Below are 19,054 nucleotides of genomic sequence, written 5' to 3' on the forward strand. Positions count from 1 at the left end.
CGGAAGGGTCGGTCAGTTTTACCGTCAGCGCCGAGAACTTTCCGGGCCAGACTGGTCTCTCCGTGCCACGAGAGGGGACCGTCATGACCGGGGAAGTCCGCAACCCGCCGCGCGAGATGCCGCGCCAGCTCAAGATCGTCCGCGTTTTCCTTTGGGTGCAAGCGGTTCTCAACGTCCTCGTCAGCGTGCTCGTGACCGCGCTCGCGATCAACGAACTCGACCACGGCAACGAGGAAGCCGGCCTCGCCCTCGCGCTGGCGATCCTCGGTTTCGTCGTCGCCGTCGTGCTGATCGCTTGCGCGATAAGGATTTCCCACGGTTCGCCCTGGGTGCGGCCGACGGTCATCGCCGTGGAAGGGCTCTCCGTCGTCATGGGACTGATCAGCCTGGTCAACGGCGGGGCGATCACCCAGCTGATCGGTATGGGCATCGCCGTCGGCATCATCGTCACCCTCAACAAACCCGAAGAGACCGCCTGGTTCAAGCGCTGACGAGATCGATCCGGTAGCGCACTTCGGAAAGCGGGACGTCCTCGCCGGGCATGGTGTCGGTCTTCGTCGCCCCGTCCGGGACCCATCCCCCGGCCGAGTAGAAACGCTGGGCACGTTCGTTGGTTTCGAGCACCCAGAGCGTCGCCTCGCGGTGCCCCGAATCCCGCAGCGCGGCGACCGCGGTGTCGAGCAGCAGCCTGCCCAGTCCGGTGCCCCAGCGCGCCGGTTCGAGGTAGATCGCGCGCAGTTCCCCGCGGATCCGGTCGACGGCGGTGAAGCCGAGCAGCGATCCGTCTTCGACCAGGACCAGGATGTCGCCCCGGTTGGCGGGATCGGCGAGCGTCCGCTGCCAGCGGGCCGCCCGTCCCTCCACGGACAGATCGCGAAGATAAAGCTCGGGCAGCAGGCCCTGGTACGCCGACTGCCACGACCGCACGTTCACCTCCGCGATGGGCCAGGCGTCCTCGACGGTCGCGAGGCGGATCGTGGCCATCGTCAGCCGTTCGCTTTACGGGCGGCGAAACCGGTCACGGCGGCCAGCGCGAGCACCGCCCCCAGCGCGATCCACCAGCCGGCGCCGGTGACGCTCGAACTGCTCGGCATCGCGTAGGAAAGCACGCACACCATGACGATTCCACCTCCGGCCACCCCGCCGAGGAAGGCGATCCCGAAGGCCGCCGGTCGCAGCAGCACACCGAGCAGCGTCCCGATCAGGAGCACCACCGAGACCACGAGGTAGATCGCGGCCTCGTCGGCCCGGCTCGACGAGTAGTCGATCAGTTCGATGGCCTCCGCCACCAGCCCGGCCGTGCCGGCGGCCCCGGCCACGAGGGCCGCGATGGCGAGTCCGTCCCTCGGCTTCCCCAGCCCGAGGCGGAAACTCCGGTCACGCCGCACCGCGATCAGCGCGCAGACTGCGCCCGCGAACAGGCAGCCGTCAGTGAGGGCCAGCAGTACCGGCCCGGACGGGATCGCCGAAAGCAGCGCGAGCCCGCACAGTGCGCCCGGCCCCGTCATCCGGCGGGTGTTCGGCAGGAGCATCAGGATTCCCACCGCGGTCGCGAAGGCGACGAGCGGTAAGACCGTCCAGCCGCCGTCTTCGAAGAAATCCTCCATGCTGTGGCTGAGCGCGAAACTGATGGGCACCAGGTACACCGCGGCGGCGAACGCGAGCAGACCGGCGGCGATGGCGAACGGCTCGGACTTCGCCGCGGCTTCGACCGGCCGCACGGGTTCCACGACCGCCGCTTCCGTGATCTCCACGGGCGGAGCGGGTTCCGGAGCCGGTTCGGGCCGCGACGGCGGCACCGGCGCGGGTTCCGCGACCACCTGGCCCTCGACCCGCACCACGACCTCGCCGGTCGGTCCGGTCACCGTGATCCGCCCGTCGAACGCCCCGAGTTCCGAAAGCTCCAGGGAGATCTCGGCGCCGTCGGCGTCCTCGGTCACCCGCAGCCAGGAATGCGACGAAGCGAAGTGGCACGCCCGCGCGATCGGCGGCCCGGCCAGCCGGACGCGCGCCACCGGCCGCGTTCCCCGGACGACCTCGCCGAACCGGACCACGTCGGACTCGGCCCGCACCCGCGCTTCCGCCCGCGCCAGTTCGGCGGCCTCGGCGATATGCCGGATGTCGGTCTGCGCCATCGTCGTGAGGACCTCGTGCGCACCGATGGCGACCGACAGGTTCTCACTCGTCAGCCGTCGCTGGAGTTCGGTCACCGCGCCGAGGCGGGTGAACATGTTGGGATCCTCGCTCGCCGCGCGCAGATCGGCCGGGACCGGCGACGGTTTGATCCGGCGGCGCCTGCTCCTGGCCAGGTACAGCTCGCCCTGCATCTCGATGTCACGACTGGGTGTCTGATTCGGATTCCGCTCCCGGACGCTGTCGAACAGGTAGTCGTAAAGCTCGCTGAGCGCGATCCAGCCGTCCTCGTCGCGGTCCGCGTCGCCCGTCCGCAGCCCGTCGACCAAGGCCGAGGTGAACACCGACGGCCGCGCGTGGTCGTCGGCGAGCTGATCGCCCTCGAAGGCGTACTCGATGGAGTTCGACGCCGTGATCACCGCGCGGCCGCGGCCGCCGAAACCCCCGCCGGGAAACGCGTCGAGCACGTTGGCCTCGCCGGTGGCGCGCACGGCGACCCCTTGGCTGAAAGCGCCGCCGTAGCAGCAGTCCAGCAGGAGGACGATGCTGCGCGACCGGCTCATCCGCATACAGCGCTGGACGAAGTCGGCGGGGACTGCGGTCGACGCGAGCCGCTCCGGCCGGGTGTTGCGGGCGGCGAAGAACAGCTCGCCCGATTCGCTTTTCAAGCCGTGGCAAGAGAAATGCACCAGCAGGACATCGTCCGGCGCGCTGTCGGCGAACAGATCCTCGACCCGGCCAGCGATCACGTGCGCGGTCTCGTCGCGTACCACCTGGACGTCGAACTCGCTGACGGCACGGTCCGCGAGGACCTCGGCGAGCGCCTCGGCGTCGGCGGCCGGGGACCGCAGCGCGCTCAGCCCGGGGTTGTCGTACTCCCCGTTGGCGATGATCAGGGCCCGCCGTTCGCCGGTCATGACGACGAATGCCTGCGCACGAAGAGATCGACGAGTTTGTCCTGATCGGTGAGCGTCGCTTCGGACAGCTCCAGCACGTCGCCGTCGATCTCCAGCCGGACCGTGCGCTTCACCCGTCCGCCGCGCGAAAGCCATTCCCGCACGGCCACCACCACCGAGCGCAGGCCGTCGGCGGACTTCCCGAGCGTGACGAGCAGGCCGCCCGCGGTCGCCACGTCGAAGCCCCGCGAGCCTGGTGGCGCCTCGCCGGCGGGCAACGCCTTGACGTCGGAGACGCCGCGATCGATCAGTTCCCCTCGGAGGTACCCGGCGAGCCGCTCGACCCGTTCCGCGTCGGCCCCCTCCTCACCGAGCTGGACCCGCACCGCTGCTGTCATCCCGGCCTCCCTCGCCCGTACGGATCGAGGAAAACCCCTCGGCCCGTCCGGCGGCAAGGTCCGATCGGGCAGAGATGTTCACGTCAGCTTTTTTCCAGGTACTCCACGCGATCTTCGTCGACGACGTCCGCGATCATGTGCGCCAGCCCCAAGTAATTCCCCAAGGCCGGGTCCTTTTCGACGATTTCCGACGCGCGGGCCCTCGCCTCGGCGATGACCTCCTCGTCCTGCAGCAACGACAGCAGCTTCAGCGTCGACTTCTTCCCCGACTGCGCGGCGCCGAGGATGTCGCCCTCGCGGCGCAGTTCCAAGTCCATTCTGGACAGTTCAAAACCGTCCGTCGTGGACTCGACGGCGGCGAGCCGCTCGCGGGTGGTCGTGCCGTCCAGGGTTTCGGTGACCAGCAGGCACAGCCCCGGCACACTGCCCCGGCCGACCCGGCCGCGCAACTGGTGCAGCTGGCTGATGCCGAAGCGGTCGGCGTCCATGATCACCATCGCCGTCGCGTTCGGCACGTTCACGCCGACCTCGATCACGGTGGTCGCGACGAGCACGTCCAGGTCACCTTTGGCGAACGCCTGCATCACGGCGTCCTTGTCGTCGGCGGGCATCCGGCCGTGCAGGGCGCCGATCTTCAGCCCCTTCAACGGTCCTTCGGCCAGCTCGGGCGCCACGTCGAGGACGGCGAGCGCGGGCCGCTTGTCCCCCTTGTCCGAAGCCGGTTCGTCCCCGATACGCGGGCAGACGATGTACGCCTGATGGCCCTTGCCGCATTCCTCGCGGACCCGCTGCCACGCCCGGTCCAGCCAGGCGGGCCGCTCCGCGACCGGCACCACCGACGTCTTGATCGGCGACCGGCCGGCGGGCATCACGCGCAGCGCGGACGTCTCCAGGTCGCCGTAGACGGTCATCGCGACCGTGCGCGGGATGGGGGTCGCGGTCATGACGAGGACGTGCGGGCTGGTCTCGTCGGAACCGCGGGAACGCAGCGCGTCCCGCTGCTCCACGCCGAAGCGGTGCTGTTCGTCGACCACGACCAGGCCGAGATCCGCGAAGGACACGGTGTCCTGGATGAGCGCGTGCGTGCCGACGACGATCCCGGCCTCGCCGCTGACCGTCTCCAGCAACGCCTTCTTGCGTTCCTTGGCGCCCATCGAACCGGTCAGCAGGGTCACCCGCGTCGCGTTCTCCGCGCCGCCGAGTTCGCCCGCCTGCCCGAGGTCGCCCAGCATCTCGCGCAGCGACCGGGCGTGCTGCGCGGCGAGGACCTCCGTCGGCGCGAGCATCGCCGCCTGCCGTCCGGAATCGACGACCTGCAGCATGGCGCGCAGCGCGACCACCGTCTTGCCGGAACCGACCTCGCCCTGCAGCAGCCGGTTCATCGGATGCTCGGTCGACAGATCGCGGGCGATCTCTTCACCGATCTCCTGCTGGCCCGAGGTCAGTGCGAACGGGAGCCGCTTGTCGAAGGCGTCGAGGATGCCGCCTTTGGTGTGCGGGCAGGCTTTCGCGGGCCGCGAGACCAGGGAATGCCGTCGCTGCGCGAAAATCAGCTGCACCGCCATGGCTTCGTCCCATTTGAGCCGTCGGCGCGCGGAGTTCAGCGCGTCCCAGCCCGACGGGCGGTGGATACCGCGCAGCGCGCTTTCCAGGCTGGGCAGGCCGTACTGGGCGAGCAGCTCGATCGGCATCGGGTCCTCGTCGACCTCCAGCACGTCCAGCACCTGCCGGACGGCCTTGGCGATCACCCAGGTCGGGATCCCCTGCGCCGCTGGGTACACCGGGATGATCTCGGCGAGGAAGTCGTCCATCGCCTCGGCCTGCCGGTCGGCGTCGAACAGTTCGTACTCGGGGTTCGCCAGCTGCAGGACGTCGCGGAAGGCGGTGACCTTGCCCGCGAACAGCCCGTTTTTGCCGGGCACGAGCTCCTTTTCGCGCCAGGCCTGGTTGAAGAAGGTGCACTGCAGGCGGCGTTTGCCGTCGGTGATCACCATTTCCAGCAAGGTGCCGCTGCGCGCCTTCATCCGGCGCTTGTTGACCCGCTCGATCCGCGCCATCACGGTGGCGTGCTCGCCGAGTTCGAGACCGGCGATGTCGGTGAGCTGCCCGCGCTCGGCGTAGCGGCGGGGATAGTGGCGCAGGAGGTCGCTGACCGTCTCGATCTTGAGGCCCTTGGCCAGCGCCTTCGCCGTCGCCGCGCCCACGACCAGCTTGAGGTCCGCGCGCAGGTTGGTCATGCGGTCACTCCACCCCCATCAGCAGCACGGCGTCGGACTGACCGCCGGCGTAACTCGTCAATTCGACCTCGGGATGCTCCAGGCGGAGCTGGTCGGCCAGCTCACCCGGCAGCCGGACCGGCGCGTCCACGCCGGTCAGCACGGTGACCAGTTCGCCGCCGAGGGCCAGCATCCGGTTCAGCACGCCGACCGCCGCCGCGACCAGGCTCGTCTCCGAGGCGGGCGCGGGCTCGATCAGCACGACCTCGCCGTCGACGAGGCCGACGACGTCACCGGCCTGCGCCCGGCCCACCCAGGTTAGCGACTCCTCCTGCGCGATCCGCAGTTCGCCACGCCTGGTCGCGGCCGCCGCTTCGGCCATCGCGACCACGTCGTCGTTGGTGCGGCGGTCCTTGTCGTGGACGGCCAGCGCGGCGAGCACCTGGACGGGTGAAACGCACGGGATGACGACGACGTCGCGATCCGCCGCCATCGCGTGCCCGGCCGCCGCGTCGGCCGCCGCGGTCAGCCGCTGGCCGCCGGGAAGGACGGTGACGTGATGCCCGGCGGCCTCGTTGATCAGGCCCAGCATCTCCTCGACCGTCGGCTCGCTGCCCTGCGGAACCGAAAGCACCGCGACCCCCTCCGCGCGGAGGAGCTCGGCCAGCTGCCCACCGTGGACCACGGCGACCACGGACCGGTCGATCCCGCCGCCGACCTCGACCGGGGTCGGCGTGATCAGCGGCTCGACCCGGACGCGGCGGGGACGGCCGAGCTCGATCCCGGCCTCCAGCGCCGCGCCGATGTCCGCGCAATGGACATGGACGGCGTACGCGCCCGCGCCGTCCCCGGCGACCGTGACGCTGTCGCCGAGGCCGCTGAGGGTCTTGCGAAGCCCGGGAAGGCTGCCTTCGTCGACGCCGTCGAGCAGGTACATGACCTCCCAGGCCGTCGGCGCGTCGATCGTGTGATGGTGATGCGCTTCGAGCGGGTGCTCCGGCTCGGTGAGGCCGCCGGAGATCACGCCGGCCAGGGCGTCGAGGACCGCGACCAGGCCGCGGGCGCCCGCGTCGACCACCCCGGCCACCGCCAGGACGGGCAGCTGCTTCGGGGTCTCTTCGAGCGCTTCGGCGGCGACGCGCGCGGCTTCGGCGGCCACCTCTTCGAGTGAGCCCGTCGCGTCGCGGACGGCCGCGGCGACGGTGTGGAGGACGGTCAGGATGGTGCCGGCCACCGGACGGCTCACCGCGCCCGTGGCGGCCCTGTCCGCGCAGCCGAGCGCCTCCGCGAGCCCGGGCCCGTCGAGCTCCCTCGCGGCCGCCGACTCGGCGATCCCGCGCACGACCTGCGACATGATCACGCCGGAGTTGCCCTTGGCCGCCGCGACCGCGCCCTTGGCGAACGCCGCCAGCGCCTCGGCGGTCGTCGCGGGCTCGGCCCCCGCCAGCGCGTCGCGGGCCGCGGTCATGGTGAACAGCAGGTTGGAGCCGGTGTCGGAGTCGGCGACCGGGTAGACGTTGATGCCGTCGATCGCCGGCCGCAGCACGGCCAAGCTGTGCACACAGGCCGCGGACCAAGCCGAGACCGCCGCCACGTCCAGCACCCGCACCCCGTAACCTCCTACCTGTTCCAGCGAGGGTATCGACCCGGTGCCGGAGGGCTCTGAGCCACTGGTTACTATGGTCGAGTTGCCCAGCATGCTGGGCGCATCATTCTTTGTCCCAGATCCAGAGGAGTTCGACGTGGCTGCCGTGTGCGACGTCTGTGGCAAGGGACCGGGCTTTGGCAAGTCGGTCTCGCACTCCCACCGGCGTACCAACCGCCGGTGGAACCCGAACATCCAGACCGTTCACGCCAAGATCGGTCTGTCCCAGCGCAAGCGCCTGAACGCCTGCACCTCGTGCATCAAGGCGGGCAAGGTCGTTCGCGGCTGAGCCGGGTTTTTGGGGAATGGCGGGTGCTCTTCGGAGCACCCGCCATTTTTTGTGCTCTGGTGGCGGTCGACCTCTGTCCGTGAAGGCCTCCTTCCCGAGTACATGAAGGACCCCTTCCTTGCGCCTAGGTACAGGAAGGGGTCCTTCATGTACCTAGGAAGCGACCGCCTCAAGCCTGAAGTCCGTGAAGGCCTCCTTCCCTACCCTGAAGGTAGTGAAGGAGGCCTTCACGGACCGCAGCATCGCCTCAGGAGTCACAGCGGTCACTGCTGTCACACCAGTGCCGCAAAAGCTCAGGGAAGCTTCCAGTCCACCGGACCGGCGCCCTGATCGGCCAGCAGCTGATTAGCCCGGCTGAAAGGCCGCGAGCCGAAGAAGCCGGCATGCGCCGAGAGCGGGCTCGGGTGCGCCGACTCGATGCACGGCACCTTCCCCAGCATCGGCTTCAGATTCCGCGCGTTGCGGCCCCACAGGATCGCGACCATCGGCTCGTCCCGCGCCGCGAGGGCCTTGATGGCCTGCTCGGTGACCGCTTCCCAGCCCTTGCCCTGGTGCGAGTTCGACTTGCCCGGCTGCACGGTCAGCGACCTGTTGAGCAGCAGGACTCCCTGGTCGGCCCACGGCGTCAGGTCGCCGTTCGACGGCAGCGGGTGGCCGAGGTCTTCGCAGTACTCCTTGTAGATGTTGATCAGACTCTTCGGGATCGGCCGGACGTCCGGCGCCACGGAGAAGCTCAGCCCGACCGCGTGCCCGGGCGTCGGGTACGGGTCCTGCCCGACGATCAGCACCCGCACGTCGTGGAACGGCTGCTGGAACGCTCGCAGCACGTGTTCACCCGCCGGGAGATAGGTCCGGCCCGCGGCGATCTCCGCGCGGAGGAATTCCCCCATCGCGGCGACCTGCGGCGCCACCGGTTCGAGGGCCTGCGCCCAGCCTGCTTCGACGATGTCCTGCAGCGGTCGTGCGGTCACGGCGTGCGAGCTTACCCACGTCCGTCGAGCCGCCGGAGTTCGACCCGGAACCGAGCCGCCCGCTCGACATACCCGTCCACCACGAGTTTGATCATGTCCGGCCCGAACGACGTGTTCGGCCGGGTCTTCGCCGGGACGCCGAGCGCGATATGCCCACTGTCCACATAGGACCCGTAGGAGAGAACCGCGCCCGCGCCGACCATCCCGCCGTCCTCGACGACGGTTCCGTTCAGCACCACCGATCCCGAAGCGATCAGGCAGCCTTCGCCGATCCGCGCGCCCTCGATGTGCACGGAATGCCCGACGGCGGAGGACTTCCCGATGATCGTCGGCTCCTTGCGGGTGCAGTGCAGGACGCAGCCGTCCTGGACGTTGGACCGCTCGCCGATCTCGATGTACCCGTGGTCGCCTCGCAACACCGCCTGCGGCCACACCGACGCGAACGCCGCGATCCGGACGTCGCCGATCACCGTCGCGTCGGGATGGACGTAGGCGTCCGGGTGGATCGAGGGTTCGAGGTCGCCCAGTGCGTAGATCGGCATCCGTCCTCCTATACCAGCGACTTGCCGTAACAGATGCTTTCCGGCTCGTCCTTGTAGTACCCGAAACCCGGGATCTCCCGGTAACCGGCCGACTCGTACAGCGCGATGGCCTCCGGTTGCTTGTCCCCGGTCTCCAGCACCATGCGCAGCCGCCCGGCCTCGGCGGCCGTCCGCTCCAGATCGGCGAGCAGCGCCCGCGCGAGGCCACGGCCGCGTGCCGAGGCCATCACGAACATCCGCTTGATCTCGGCGTCGCCGGGCCGCAGCGGGTCCGGACCGTCGTGCGCCCGCCAGGCGCCGCACGCGACCGGGACGTCGTCGAGGTAGGCGGCCAGGAACAGTCCCTTCGGCGAGGCGAACTGCGCCGCGTCCATGGGCGTCTCGTCTTCGCTGCCGTACCGGGCGGCCAGCTCGAGCTGGGCTTCGGCCAACAGTTTCACCGCGTCGGGGTGGTCGTAGGCCAGCACACGAAGGTCCATGGGCGCGAGATTAGCGATCCGCCCTCCGGCGGGGAAGCGAGCGCTAGGTTCTGCTCATGTCGATCGAAGCAGGCCTCGCCGAGGCGCAACTCCGCCAGGCCCGCAACTCCGCCGCCTTCTGGGCGGCCACCGGCCGCTCCCGCGGTCACGAAGTGATGCGCCGCAACGGTTTCCTCGCCGTCGCCGGTGACGAGCGCGCGGGATTGCGCGTCCTGATCCAGGAACCCGGCCTCACCGACGCCGAGGTGGCGGAGATCACGGAGCTCGCCGGGCGGGCGAAGGGCCCGGTGGACGCCGAGGATCCCTTCAGCGTCACCGATCTGAGCCACCTCGGCGACATGCGCTGCTGGCGGATGCCCGTCATGTTGCGGCCTCCCTCCCCGGTCGCCGACCCCTCGATGGAGGTGGCCCGGGTCGACCGGGAGGAAGACCTGCGAGCCGCCGAACGCACGGTCATCGCGGGCTTCGAACTCGACCGGTTCGAGCCCTACCGCGCCGGAGAGATGTTCCCCATGGCCCTGCTCCGCGAGCCGGGCGTCGAGGTGTTCGTCGCGCGGCTCGACGGCGAGGTCGCCGGGGCGTGCGTCACCGTCGTCGAGGACGGCTTCGGCAGCCATTACTGGGTCGGCACGCCGCCGGCGTTCCGCTCCCGCGGCGTCGGGCGAGCCGTGATGCTCGGTTCCCTCGTCCCCTTGGCGGAAAAGCCGGTGACCCTCACCGCGTCCAAAGCGGGCAGGCCGCTGTACGAATCCCTCGGCTTCACCGTCGCCGGCGAGTCGACCTGGTGGGCCTCCCGCTCCTAACGCCAGTGCTGCCAGCCGCTGTCGTGGCCGTACCGCTTCCCGTCCACCGTGACCCCCGAATCCGGCATGGTGACGACGCCGATCTCGGTCCAGCCCTCCGGCAGTTCGGCGAACGAGGGGAAGGTGGCCGCGAACGCGTGGTCCTCGCCGCCGGTGAGCACCCATTTCAGCGGGTCGGCGCCGAGCGCGGTCCCGACCTCGGTCAACCTGCTCGACACGTCGAGATCCGCCGTCCGCACGTCGATCCCCACGCCGGACGCCTCGGCGATGTGGCCGAGGTCGGACAGGAGCCCGTCGGACACGTCGATCATCGAGGTCGCGCCGCCGTCGGCCGCGCGGATGCCCGCCTCGTAATCCGGTTCGGGGCAGCGCTGCGCGTTGACCACGCTGACCGGTGACCGGAAACCCCGGCCGAGCACGGCGAGACCGGCGGCCGCCCAGCCGAGCCGTCCGCAGACCGCGACGACGTCGCCGGGACGCGCACCGGACCGCGTCACCGGCTCCCGGCCACCGAGGTCGCCCAGGGCGGTGACGCTGATCACGATCTGGTCGGCGCGCACCATGTCGCCGCCGACGATCCCGATGCCGGCGCGATCGGCTTCGAGCCACATGCCCTGGGTGAGTTCGGTGACGAGTGCCGTCGGGGTGTCCGACGGGCAGGCGAATCCCATGAGGACGGACGTCGGGCGGGCGCCCATCGCGGCGATGTCGGTGAGGTTCACCGCGACCGCCTTGCGGCCCACCTGTTCGGCACTGGACCAGTCCAGCCGGAAGTGGACGCCCTGCACGAGGACGTCGGTGGACGCCACCGTCCGGCCGTCCGGGCTGGCCACGACGGCCGCGTCGTCCCCCGGTCCGAGCAGGGTCGACTCCGGCTGTTTCCGGCCTGCCGTCACCGCTTCGATCAACCGGAATTCACCGGTCCCGGCGACCGTGCCGTCGTTCGGTGACACCCGTCACCTCCACTTTCCCTTGTCCGGACAAATATCGATCACCGATAGTCGGAAGCCCTAGGTTTTTCCCGGGGCTGGCGATACGTTGCTACAACGTTCCTACCTTGAGCCGACTTTTACGAAGGGGCGCGCCGTGGTCCACGCATACATCCTCATCCAGACCGAGGTCGGCAAAGCCGCCGCGGTCGCCGCGGAGATCTCCACCATCCCCGGTGTCACCAGTTCGGAGGATGTCACCGGCCCGTACGACGTCATCGTCAAGGCCGCCGCCGACACCGTCGACCAGCTCGGCCAGCTCGTGGTCGCCAAGGTGCAGAACGTGGAGGGCATCACGCGTACGCTGACCTGCCCGGTGGTGCATCTGTAAGAGGTGGTGTAGTGGTCCGGTGGCTGACACGGACACCGGCGCTCCCCCGAAACCCCTGCTGATCGCGGCCGCCTGCCTGGCGATCCTGCTCGTCGCGGGCGTGGCCGTCTTCGGGCTGACCCGCGGCGCGGAATCCGACGCCCCGGCCGCGGACGGCCCGCTCCCGCTCGTCCCGGTCCCGGCACCGCAGTCGGGGTCACCCGAATGCGCGAAACTTATCGGCGCGCTCCCCCACGAGCTCACGTCGTCCGGCACCACGCTGGTCCGGCGGACGCTGGCCGATCCGGCCCCCGAGGCGACGATCGGCTGGGGCACCGGCGATCCGGTGGTCCTGCGGTGCGGCCTCGGCAAGCCGCCGGAGCTGACCCGGACCTCGCAGCTGCGGACGATCAACACCGTCCAGTGGCTGCAGGTCGAAGGTGAGGGCACCGCGACGTGGTTCGTGGTGGATCGTCCCGTCTACACGGCGCTCACCGTGCCGAACACCGCGGGGACGGGGCCGCTCCAGACCGTTTCGGACGTCATCGCCGCCAACCTCCCCGCGGTGCCGCTGCGGTTCTGAGCGCTCAGGGCAGGAGCAGGCTCTTCCCGGTGTACCGCCGCGCCTCGATGTCCGAGTGCGCGGCGGACGCCTCCGCCAGCGGATACGTCCGGCCGATGACCGGGGTCACCGTTCCTTCGGCCGCCCGCCGCAGGATCTCCCGCACCCGGCGCGGGTTGTCGGGCCAGAACCCGACCAGCTGCGTCATGTCCACAACGGACAGCCGGGCGCGGTCGGCGTCACCGATCACCGTCTCCGCCCCGCTGGACATGCCGTAGCCGGAGAACCGGCCGCCGTTGCCCAGCAAGGCCAGGGAAGCGGCGCCCAGTTCACCTCCGACGCCGTCGAAGACCACGTCCAGCCGGTGGCCTCTCGTGCGGGCGAGGACCTCCCCCGTCCAGTCCGCGGCCGAGTAGTCGACCGGCTCGGCGCCCAGTTTCCGCGCGATCGCCGCCTTTTCCTCGCCTCGGACCGCCGCGACGACCGTCGCGCCCGCGGCGCGGGCGAGCTGCACCAGTACGCTGCCGAGTCCGCCCACGCCCGGCATCACCAGGATCCGCTCGCCGGCGGCGACCGGGGTCTTCTCCAGCAACGCCAGCGCGGTACTGCCGTCGTCGAACAGGGCCACCGCGTGCCGGGGATCCAGCTTCTCCGGGATCGCGAAGGTATCGTCCGGCAGCGCGACGACCGTGTCCGCGTATCCCCCGCCATAACCGCCCGGTGCGTGGGTGAGGACCGTCTTGCCCAGCCAGTCATCGTCGACGCCGTCGCCCACCGCGTCGACGGTGCCCGCCACCGCCCCGCCCGGCACGTACGGCGGCTCGACGGCGAACACGTCGGGACCGTCACCTCGCCGGATGAGGGCGTCGAGCCAGCCGACCCCGGCCGCCGTCACCGCGACTCGGAGCTCCCCCGCGCCGGGCTCGGGAGTGGGCACTTCGACCTGCTCGAGGACACTCGGATCGCCGAACCGGGACACTCTGATCTCACGCATGAACGCAAGCTATGACCTCCAGCTTGGTCGAGGTCAACCGAGCACGGCGATCAGCGGTTTGAGCGCGGTGTGAAGCGCCTCGCGCGAACAGCCCGCGTAACCGATGAGGTTCCCGAACACCGTCGGCGTCCCGGCGAAATGCCGGGCCAGCCCGTCGAGCCGGATCCCGGCGCGTTCCGCCGCCGCCATCCGCGCCGCCTCCTCCGCCGCGGATCCACAAGGGACGACCAGATGCGCGCCCGCGTCGTCGCCGAGCACCGGGATCCCCGCCGACGTCAGCGCGGCCGACACCAGGGACCGGCGCTCCGACAGTTCCCGCCGGAGTTTGCGCAGATGCCTGCCGAGATCGCCGTGCCGCGCCAGTTCGGCGAGCACCCGCTGCCCCGCGGGCGACGGCCGCGTTCCGGTCGCCTCGCGGTACTCCAGCACCGCGGCCGCGACCGGGGCGGGCGCGACCATCCAGCCCGCGCCCAGCGCCGGGGTGAGGATCTTGCTGGTGGTCCCGAGATGCGCGACGACATCGGGCGCGAGCGCGGCCAGCAACGGCAGCGGCGCGACGTCGAACCGCAGCTCGCCGTCGTAGTCGTCCTCGATCACCAGCATGCCTTGGGCACGGGCGAGCTCGACCAGGTCGACGCGGCGCGACGCGCTCATCCGGCTGCCGAGCGGATACTGATGCGCGGGCGAGCAGTACACCGCGCGCACGTCGGCGGGGACGGCGTCCGGGCGCAGGCCCTCTTCGTCGACCGGGACGGGCACGACCTCCATCCCCGCCCGGCGGAACGCCTGTACGGCCCGCTGATACCCCGGCTCCTCGATCGCGACGCGGTCCCCGCGCGAGAGCATCGCGCCCGCGAGTTCGATCACCGCGGCCGTCGTCCCGCCGGTCGCGAGCACCGTTCCGGCCGCGAGACCGCGGTGGCGCAGCAGATGTTCGGACACGGCGTCCCGGTACGCGCGCAGCCCGGCCCGGTCCTCGCGATAGGTCGGGCGCGGATCGGCGGCGGCCCGCCACGCGCGACGCCAGGCGGCCTTCTCGACGCCGTCGGCCCACGGGACACCCGGGGTGAGGTCGACCAGCGTGGGCGGCGCGGCGGGTGTGCCGGGAGCCGGGCCTTTCGACGGCCTGTCCGCGGGCGGCGTGGTGGTGACGTATGTGCCGGAGCCGTGACGGCCGGCGATCCAGCCTTCCGCGTGGAGCTGCTCGTACGCGGCCGACGTCACCGTCCGGCTGACGCCGAGACGGCTCGCGAGCGCCCTGGTCGAGGGCAGCCTGTCCCCGCCACGCAGATGCCCGTCGCCCGCGGCCGCGCGCAACGCGTCGGCCAGCTGGACCGCGAGCGGGACGGCCGAATCGCGGTCGAGACTGACCGGCAGGGCGGTGTCGGACATGGCGTACTCCTGAAGTGGACTTCTCAAGTATAGGAGAATTGGACATTATTACAGGCCACTCTCCTGGGTGAGACTGGTCGCATGTCCACCCCGCTCTCTCCCACCGACCGGACCACCCTCGGCCGCAAGAAGAACCGCGCGCTCACCGACCGCTCGGCGCTGTACTCGGTGCTCGACGAAGGCCTGATCTGCCATCTGGGCGTCGTGCGCGACGGCGTCCCGCTGGTGATCCCGACCGGCTACGGCCGCGACGGGAACACGCTCTACCTGCACGGATCCACCGGAGCGAGGAGTATGCGCGACTCCGACGGCGTCGAGGTCTGCGTCACGGTGACCCTGCTCGACGGCATCGTCTACGCGCGCTCGATCAACAACCACTCGATGAACTACCGCAGCGCGGTGATCCTGGGGAAGGCCGCCGCGGTCACCGATCGCGACCGGAAGATGCACGGCCTCCACGTGCTGACCGACCACCTCGCGCCCGGTTCGTGGGAACACGCGCGGGACATCAACGCGAAGGAGTTCGCTTCCGTTTCGGTGCTGGAGCTGGACCTCACTGAGGCGTCGGTGAAGATGCGCGGCGAAGGTCCCGACGATCCCGAGGACGAGGTCGCGGACGATCTCGCGTGGGCGGGGGTGCTGCCGGTGCGGACCGTGTTCGGGGAGCCGGAGCCGTCGGTGGACCTGGTCGGTGAGTGGACGGTGCCGGACCATGTGAAGCGGCGGGTCGGGTAGCACTCGCGGATGTCATGAAAGGGTCGTTCAGGACATTTTTCGTCCTGAACGACCCTTTCATGACACTCGGGAAGGGGCTTAAGAGCGGTGGCGCGGCAGCCGCACGGTGAACGTCGTCGCCCCCGGCACGCTCTCGACCTCGATCGTCCCGCCGTGCGCCGAAACCAGCGAGAGCACCACCGAAAGCCCGAGCCCCGTCCCGCCGTTGCCGCGCGTGCGGGCGGTGTCCACCCGGTAGAACCGGTCGAAGATCCGTTCCCGCGCCTCCGGCGGGATCCCGGGCCCGGCGTCGCTCACCCGCAGGACGACCTCGGAATCCGACGCCGCGGCCGACAACGTCACCGCGGTCCCGGGCGGCGTGTGTACGGCGGCGTTGGCGAGCAGATTGTCCAGCACCTGCCGCAGGCGCACCGGATCCGCTTGCAGGACAACACCTTCCGGTAACGCGCCGACGCTCAGCGGATGCTCCGGGCGACCGGCCGCGAAGGCCTCTCCCGCGTCGGTGACCAGCTCGGCGATGTCGACGTCGACCAGTCGCAACGGTGGTTCGCTCTCCGGCGCGTCGAGGCGCGCGAGGAGCAGGAGGTCGTCGACGAGCACGCTCATCCGCTGCGTCTCTTCCCGGATCTTCGCCAGATGCGCCTCGCGTTCGGCGGGTTCGTTCGCCGCGGCGTAGCGGAAAAGCTCGGCGTAACCCCGGATCGACGTCAGCGGCGTGCGCAGTTCGTGGGAGGCGTCGGCGATGAACCGCCGCAGTCGTTCGTTGGCTTCCCGGCGCGCGACCAGCGAGGAATCCAGATGCGCCAACATGACGTTGAACGCCGTCCGCAGTTCCTCGACCTCGGCGCCGCCGCCGTTCGCCCGCGCGCGCACCGGGAGATCGGCGTTCGTGGTGAGGTCGTGCGACGCGATGTCGTGCGCCGTCCCGGCCATGTCGCTCAACGGCCGCAGTCCCCGCCGCAGCACGAGCCGTCCCGCGATCACCAATACCGCGAGCGCCAGGAGGAACGCGACGACCTCGACCATGATCAGCTGGCTGACCGTCCGGTCCAGATCCGCCTGCGGCGCGGCGCTGACCAGCACGATGTTCCGCGCCGGCTCGATCGGGCAGGCCCGGACCCGGTACGTGCCCTTGTCCTCGATGTAGACGGTGCGCAGGACCTCGGTCCGCGTCGCGTCCTCGGCGACCTTTTCGAGCGCTTTCGTGTCCGGCGGCAGGGAACCGCCCGCCTGCGGCAGCGCGTCGCCGTTCTGCACCGCGAAGACCGCGGAGAACCAGCCGTAGGCCTGCTGCGGTTTCCCGCCGTGCGTGGTGCGCAGCGACGGCACCTGGCTGATCTGCGTCTTGGCGAGCTGTTCGTCGAGCCGGTCGTTCAGATAGCCCTTCATGATGCCGACCATCACGGTGCCGACGACGGCGAACACGACGAGCGCCAGCGCGCCGAGCCCGAGCGCCAACCGGGTTCCGAGCCTCGACCGGCGCCAGGCGTCGTACCACCGGCGCACCATCTTCATCTCGCCGCCTGCCGCACGACGTAGCCTACGCCGCGCACGGTGTGGATCAGCGGTTCGTCGCCCGTGTCGAGTTTGCGGCGCAGATGCGAGATGACGAGTTCGACCACATTGGACCGGCCGCCGAAGTCGTACTCCCAGACGTGGTCGAGGATCTGTGCCTTCGTCATCACCGTGGGCGAATGCCGCATGAGATAGCGCAGCAGTTCGTATTCGGTCGGGGTCAGGTCGGCCGGTTCGCCGTCGCGGGCGACCTCGCGGGTGTCCTCGTTGAGGGTCAGGTCGCCGACCCGCAGCACCGCGGCCTTGGCCTGATTGGTGCTCCGTCGCAGGACCGCGCGCAGCCGCGCCATCAATTCCTCGACGGAGAACGGCTTCACGAGGTAGTCGTCACCGCCCCGGGTCAGCCCGGCGACGCGGTCCGCGGTCGCGTCCTTCGCGGTGAGGAAGACCACGGGCACCGCCGTCCCGGCTTCGCGGAGCTTGTCGAGCACGGTGAACCCGTCGATCCCGGGCAGCATCAGGTCGAGCACGACGATGTCGGGCACGAATTCGGCCGCCTTGGCCAGCGCGGCCTCGCCCGATCCGGCGGTCACGGCCTGCCAGCCCTCGTAGCGGGCGACGGTGGCCACCAGATCGGCGATATGCGGCTCGTCGTCCACCACCAGCAGGCGCACAGGGTTCTCGGTGTTCACAAAAGCCATCCTCCGTGAACGCGCGCGCGAGGGCGAGGCGGGACCGCACACGACAGCAAGCCGACAGCTTCCGCCAAGAAAGGTCACAGGTTGGCACAGCAGGCTCGGCACTTGAACCGGACCGGAAGGGACCACGTGTGACCACCATGACGCAGACCGCCGTGAGACCGCGCCCGGCGATCCGGCCCAGGATCGCCGCGCGCGCCGGGCTCTTCCTCTTCCTCGGGGCCAACGTGGCCGCCGTGACCGTGCTGTTCTTCGCCGCCGGGCCGTCGGACAACGTGCTCATCAGCATCGGCAGGCTCGCCGGGCTGTACGGGGCGCTGACGATGGCGTTCCAGCTGCTGCTGGTCGCCCGGCTGCCGTGGCTCGACCGCCGCCTCGGCATGGACCGGCTCACCGGCTGGCACCGCTGGACCGGATTCGGCCTGCTGTGGACGCTGCTCGCCCATTTCGTGTTCATCGTCTTCGGCTACGCACAGGTCGAGGACAACGGTGTGGTCGACGAGTTCGTCACGATGGTGACCAAACTGGAAGGGATCCTGCGCGCGGTCGTCGCGTTCGCGCTCATCCTGCTCGTCGGCGCCGTCTCTGCCCGGTTCGCCCGGCGACGGCTGGCGTACGAGACCTGGCATTTCATCCACCTCTACACCTACGCCGCGGTCGTGCTGGCGTTCACGCATCAAATCGCGCTGGGCGGATCGTTCGCTTCTTCGCTGGGAGCCCAGGTCTACTGGTGGGCGGTGTGGGGTGTCGCGCTCGGCTCCGTCGTCGCCGGCCGGGTGGTGCTGCCGCTGGCGCGGAATCTGCGGCACCGCTTGAAGGTCGTCGCCGTGGTCCCCGAATCCCACGACGTCGTCTCGGTGTACATCTCCGGCAAGGACCTCGACAAGATGCCCGCGAGGGCGGGCCAGTTCTTCCTGTGGCGCTTCATGACACGGGATCGTTGGTGGCAGGCGAATCCGTTCTCCCTCTCCGCCGCGCCGGACGGCCGCACCCTGCGGCTGACCGCGAAAGCCGCCGGCGATGGCAGCGCGTCCCTGCGGTCGCTCAAGGTCGGCACCCGCGTGTTCGCCGAAGGCCCGTACGGCGCGTTCACCACGATGCACCAACAGAAGCCGGACGCGCTGCTGGTCGCGGGCGGCGTCGGGATCACGCCGATCCGCGCGCTGCTGGAGGAGATCTCCGGGCACGTCGTGGTGCTCTATCGCGTCCGCGACGAACGCGACGCCGTCCTCCTGCCGGAGCTGATCGGTTTGGCGCGGGCGCGCGGCGCGGCCGTCCGAGTCCTCAGTGGACCGTCCGATCAGGCCGGTCCGGTACTCGGCGCCCCCAATCTGCGGCGGCTGGTGCCGGATATCGCGGACCGGGACGTCTTCGTCTGCGGCCCGCCCGGGATGACTTCGGCGACCCTGCGCAGCCTGCGGGAACTGCGGGTGCCGGGCAGCCAGGTCCACGCCGAACGTTTCAGCCTCGCCGCCTGAACCAGGGAG

At 70.4% G+C, this 19,054-nt stretch carries 20 protein-coding genes; 7 read left to right on the forward strand and 13 right to left on the reverse strand.

What is annotated here, in order from left to right; genetic code table 11:
• The first annotated feature begins 83 nt into the window (after positions 1–83).
• Positions 84–491 carry a hypothetical protein gene (locus DMC64_RS33780; protein WP_125736787.1) on the forward strand — a complete coding sequence of 136 codons (408 nt, stop codon included), beginning with the start codon at positions 84–86 and terminating at the stop codon, positions 489–491.
• Here the strand turns inward: DMC64_RS33780 and DMC64_RS33785 are convergent.
• The 5 genes from DMC64_RS33785 to DMC64_RS33805 form a co-directional block, all read right to left on the reverse strand.
• Entirely contained in the window at positions 481–984 is a 504-nt protein-coding gene (locus tag DMC64_RS33785; RefSeq protein WP_037342093.1) for a GNAT family N-acetyltransferase, read from the reverse strand. The genes DMC64_RS33780 and DMC64_RS33785 overlap by 11 nt on opposite strands.
• Before the next feature lie 2 nt (positions 985–986).
• Positions 987–3,050, reverse strand: a complete 2,064-nt coding sequence (locus DMC64_RS33790) for a caspase family protein (protein ID WP_125736788.1) — start codon at positions 3,048–3,050, stop codon at positions 987–989.
• A complete protein-coding gene (locus DMC64_RS33795) occupies positions 3,047–3,427 on the reverse strand; it encodes a hypothetical protein (RefSeq protein WP_125736789.1) in 381 nt (126 codons plus the stop codon). The genes DMC64_RS33790 and DMC64_RS33795 overlap by 4 nt, the downstream gene beginning before the upstream one ends.
• An 83-nt stretch (positions 3,428–3,510) precedes the next feature.
• Entirely contained in the window at positions 3,511–5,664 is a 2,154-nt protein-coding gene (recG, locus tag DMC64_RS33800; protein ID WP_125736790.1) for an ATP-dependent DNA helicase RecG, read from the reverse strand.
• 4 nt (positions 5,665–5,668) lie between these two features.
• Entirely contained in the window at positions 5,669–7,252 is a 1,584-nt protein-coding gene (locus DMC64_RS33805) for a DAK2 domain-containing protein (protein WP_125736791.1), read from the reverse strand.
• Positions 7,253–7,385: 133 nt separating this feature from the next.
• Between DMC64_RS33805 and rpmB the strand changes: the two genes are divergently transcribed.
• Positions 7,386–7,577 carry a 50S ribosomal protein L28 gene (gene rpmB, locus DMC64_RS33810; RefSeq protein WP_007031450.1) on the forward strand — a complete coding sequence of 64 codons (192 nt, stop codon included), beginning with the start codon at positions 7,386–7,388 and terminating at the stop codon, positions 7,575–7,577.
• 293 nt (positions 7,578–7,870) lie between these two features.
• On the opposite strand, the gene DMC64_RS33815 is transcribed toward rpmB, so the two are convergent.
• The 3 genes from DMC64_RS33815 to DMC64_RS33825 are packed head-to-tail and all read right to left on the reverse strand — an operon-like array spanning position 7,871 to position 9,569.
• On the reverse strand, positions 7,871–8,548 hold the full coding sequence (locus DMC64_RS33815) for a uracil-DNA glycosylase (RefSeq protein WP_016336425.1): 678 nt from the start codon (positions 8,546–8,548) through the stop codon (positions 7,871–7,873).
• 11 nt (positions 8,549–8,559) lie between these two features.
• Positions 8,560–9,090 (reverse strand): gamma carbonic anhydrase family protein, encoded by a 531-nt coding sequence (locus DMC64_RS33820; RefSeq protein ID WP_125736792.1) that lies wholly within the window; start codon positions 9,088–9,090, stop codon positions 8,560–8,562.
• An 8-nt stretch (positions 9,091–9,098) separates the two neighbouring features.
• Positions 9,099–9,569: a GNAT family N-acetyltransferase gene (locus DMC64_RS33825; protein ID WP_037342085.1), complete on the reverse strand. Its 471-nt coding sequence runs from the start codon at positions 9,567–9,569 to the stop codon at positions 9,099–9,101.
• Positions 9,570–9,625: 56 nt separating this feature from the next.
• Here DMC64_RS33825 and DMC64_RS33830 point away from each other — a divergent pair, with 56 nt between their 5' ends.
• Positions 9,626–10,372: a GNAT family N-acetyltransferase gene (locus DMC64_RS33830; RefSeq protein ID WP_125736793.1), complete on the forward strand. Its 747-nt coding sequence runs from the start codon at positions 9,626–9,628 to the stop codon at positions 10,370–10,372.
• Here the strand turns inward: DMC64_RS33830 and DMC64_RS33835 are convergent.
• Complete coding sequence (locus tag DMC64_RS33835) at positions 10,369–11,325, reverse strand: thiamine-phosphate kinase (RefSeq protein ID WP_037342083.1); 957 nt, start codon at positions 11,323–11,325, stop codon at positions 10,369–10,371. The two genes, DMC64_RS33830 and DMC64_RS33835, sit on opposite strands and share 4 nt — an antisense overlap.
• Positions 11,326–11,458: 133 nt before the next feature.
• Here DMC64_RS33835 and DMC64_RS33840 point away from each other — a divergent pair, with 133 nt between their 5' ends.
• The gene (locus DMC64_RS33840; RefSeq protein ID WP_007031456.1) at positions 11,459–11,692 is read left to right on the forward strand and encodes an Lrp/AsnC family transcriptional regulator; all 234 of its coding nucleotides are present in this window, start codon (positions 11,459–11,461) and stop codon (positions 11,690–11,692) included.
• A 19-nt stretch (positions 11,693–11,711) separates the two neighbouring features.
• Complete coding sequence (locus DMC64_RS33845) at positions 11,712–12,254, forward strand: DUF3515 domain-containing protein (protein ID WP_037342082.1); 543 nt, start codon at positions 11,712–11,714, stop codon at positions 12,252–12,254.
• Between the two features lie 4 nt (positions 12,255–12,258).
• On the opposite strand, the gene DMC64_RS33850 is transcribed toward DMC64_RS33845, so the two are convergent.
• Positions 12,259–13,227, reverse strand: coding sequence for a zinc-binding dehydrogenase (locus DMC64_RS33850; RefSeq protein ID WP_125736794.1), 969 nt, complete (start codon positions 13,225–13,227; stop codon positions 12,259–12,261).
• A gap of 33 nt (positions 13,228–13,260) precedes the next feature.
• Positions 13,261–14,619 carry a PLP-dependent aminotransferase family protein gene (locus DMC64_RS33855; RefSeq protein WP_038509521.1) on the reverse strand — a complete coding sequence of 453 codons (1,359 nt, stop codon included), beginning with the start codon at positions 14,617–14,619 and terminating at the stop codon, positions 13,261–13,263.
• 81 nt (positions 14,620–14,700) lie between these two features.
• Here DMC64_RS33855 and DMC64_RS33860 point away from each other — a divergent pair, with 81 nt between their 5' ends.
• The gene (locus tag DMC64_RS33860; RefSeq protein ID WP_125736795.1) at positions 14,701–15,354 is read left to right on the forward strand and encodes a pyridoxamine 5'-phosphate oxidase family protein; all 654 of its coding nucleotides are present in this window, start codon (positions 14,701–14,703) and stop codon (positions 15,352–15,354) included.
• A gap of 78 nt (positions 15,355–15,432) precedes the next feature.
• Here DMC64_RS33860 and DMC64_RS33865 read toward each other — a convergent pair whose 3' ends face one another.
• On the reverse strand, positions 15,433–16,869 hold the full coding sequence (locus DMC64_RS33865; RefSeq protein WP_125736796.1) for a cell wall metabolism sensor histidine kinase WalK: 1,437 nt from the start codon (positions 16,867–16,869) through the stop codon (positions 15,433–15,435).
• Positions 16,866–17,561: a response regulator transcription factor gene (locus tag DMC64_RS33870; RefSeq protein WP_037342077.1), complete on the reverse strand. Its 696-nt coding sequence runs from the start codon at positions 17,559–17,561 to the stop codon at positions 16,866–16,868. The genes DMC64_RS33865 and DMC64_RS33870 overlap by 4 nt, the downstream gene beginning before the upstream one ends.
• Before the next feature lie 146 nt (positions 17,562–17,707).
• Here DMC64_RS33870 and DMC64_RS33875 point away from each other — a divergent pair, with 146 nt between their 5' ends.
• On the forward strand, positions 17,708–19,045 hold the full coding sequence (locus DMC64_RS33875; protein ID WP_125736896.1) for a ferric reductase-like transmembrane domain-containing protein: 1,338 nt from the start codon (positions 17,708–17,710) through the stop codon (positions 19,043–19,045).
• Positions 19,046–19,054 lie beyond the last annotated feature (9 nt).

The sequence above is a fragment of the Amycolatopsis sp. WAC 04197 genome (assembly GCF_003947475.1).
Classification (GTDB): domain Bacteria; phylum Actinomycetota; class Actinomycetes; order Mycobacteriales; family Pseudonocardiaceae; genus Amycolatopsis; species Amycolatopsis japonica.

What these genes read in the sequence shown, in the direction of transcription:
- recG (WP_125736790.1), bottom strand. Translation starts at nt 5,664, where the DNA reads ATGACCAACCTGCGCGCGGACCTCAAGCTGGTCGTGGGCGCGGCGACG.
- DMC64_RS33830 (WP_125736793.1), top strand. Translation starts at nt 9,626, where the DNA reads ATGTCGATCGAAGCAGGCCTCGCCGAGGCGCAACTCCGCCAGGCCCGC.
- DMC64_RS33865 (WP_125736796.1), bottom strand. Translation starts at nt 16,869, where the DNA reads ATGAAGATGGTGCGCCGGTGGTACGACGCCTGGCGCCGGTCGAGGCTC.
- DMC64_RS33855 (WP_038509521.1), bottom strand. Translation starts at nt 14,619, where the DNA reads ATGTCCGACACCGCCCTGCCGGTCAGTCTCGACCGCGATTCGGCCGTC.
- DMC64_RS33850 (WP_125736794.1), bottom strand. Translation starts at nt 13,227, where the DNA reads ATGCGTGAGATCAGAGTGTCCCGGTTCGGCGATCCGAGTGTCCTCGAG.
- DMC64_RS33790 (WP_125736788.1), bottom strand. Translation starts at nt 3,050, where the DNA reads ATGACCGGCGAACGGCGGGCCCTGATCATCGCCAACGGGGAGTACGAC.
- DMC64_RS33820 (WP_125736792.1), bottom strand. Translation starts at nt 9,090, where the DNA reads ATGCCGATCTACGCACTGGGCGACCTCGAACCCTCGATCCACCCGGAC.
- DMC64_RS33780 (WP_125736787.1), top strand. Translation starts at nt 84, where the DNA reads ATGACCGGGGAAGTCCGCAACCCGCCGCGCGAGATGCCGCGCCAGCTC.
- DMC64_RS33795 (WP_125736789.1), bottom strand. Translation starts at nt 3,427, where the DNA reads ATGACAGCAGCGGTGCGGGTCCAGCTCGGTGAGGAGGGGGCCGACGCG.
- DMC64_RS33860 (WP_125736795.1), top strand. Translation starts at nt 14,701, where the DNA reads ATGTCCACCCCGCTCTCTCCCACCGACCGGACCACCCTCGGCCGCAAG.
- DMC64_RS33785 (WP_037342093.1), bottom strand. Translation starts at nt 984, where the DNA reads ATGGCCACGATCCGCCTCGCGACCGTCGAGGACGCCTGGCCCATCGCG.
- DMC64_RS33825 (WP_037342085.1), bottom strand. Translation starts at nt 9,569, where the DNA reads ATGGACCTTCGTGTGCTGGCCTACGACCACCCCGACGCGGTGAAACTG.
- DMC64_RS33875 (WP_125736896.1), top strand. Translation starts at nt 17,708, where the DNA reads ATGACGCAGACCGCCGTGAGACCGCGCCCGGCGATCCGGCCCAGGATC.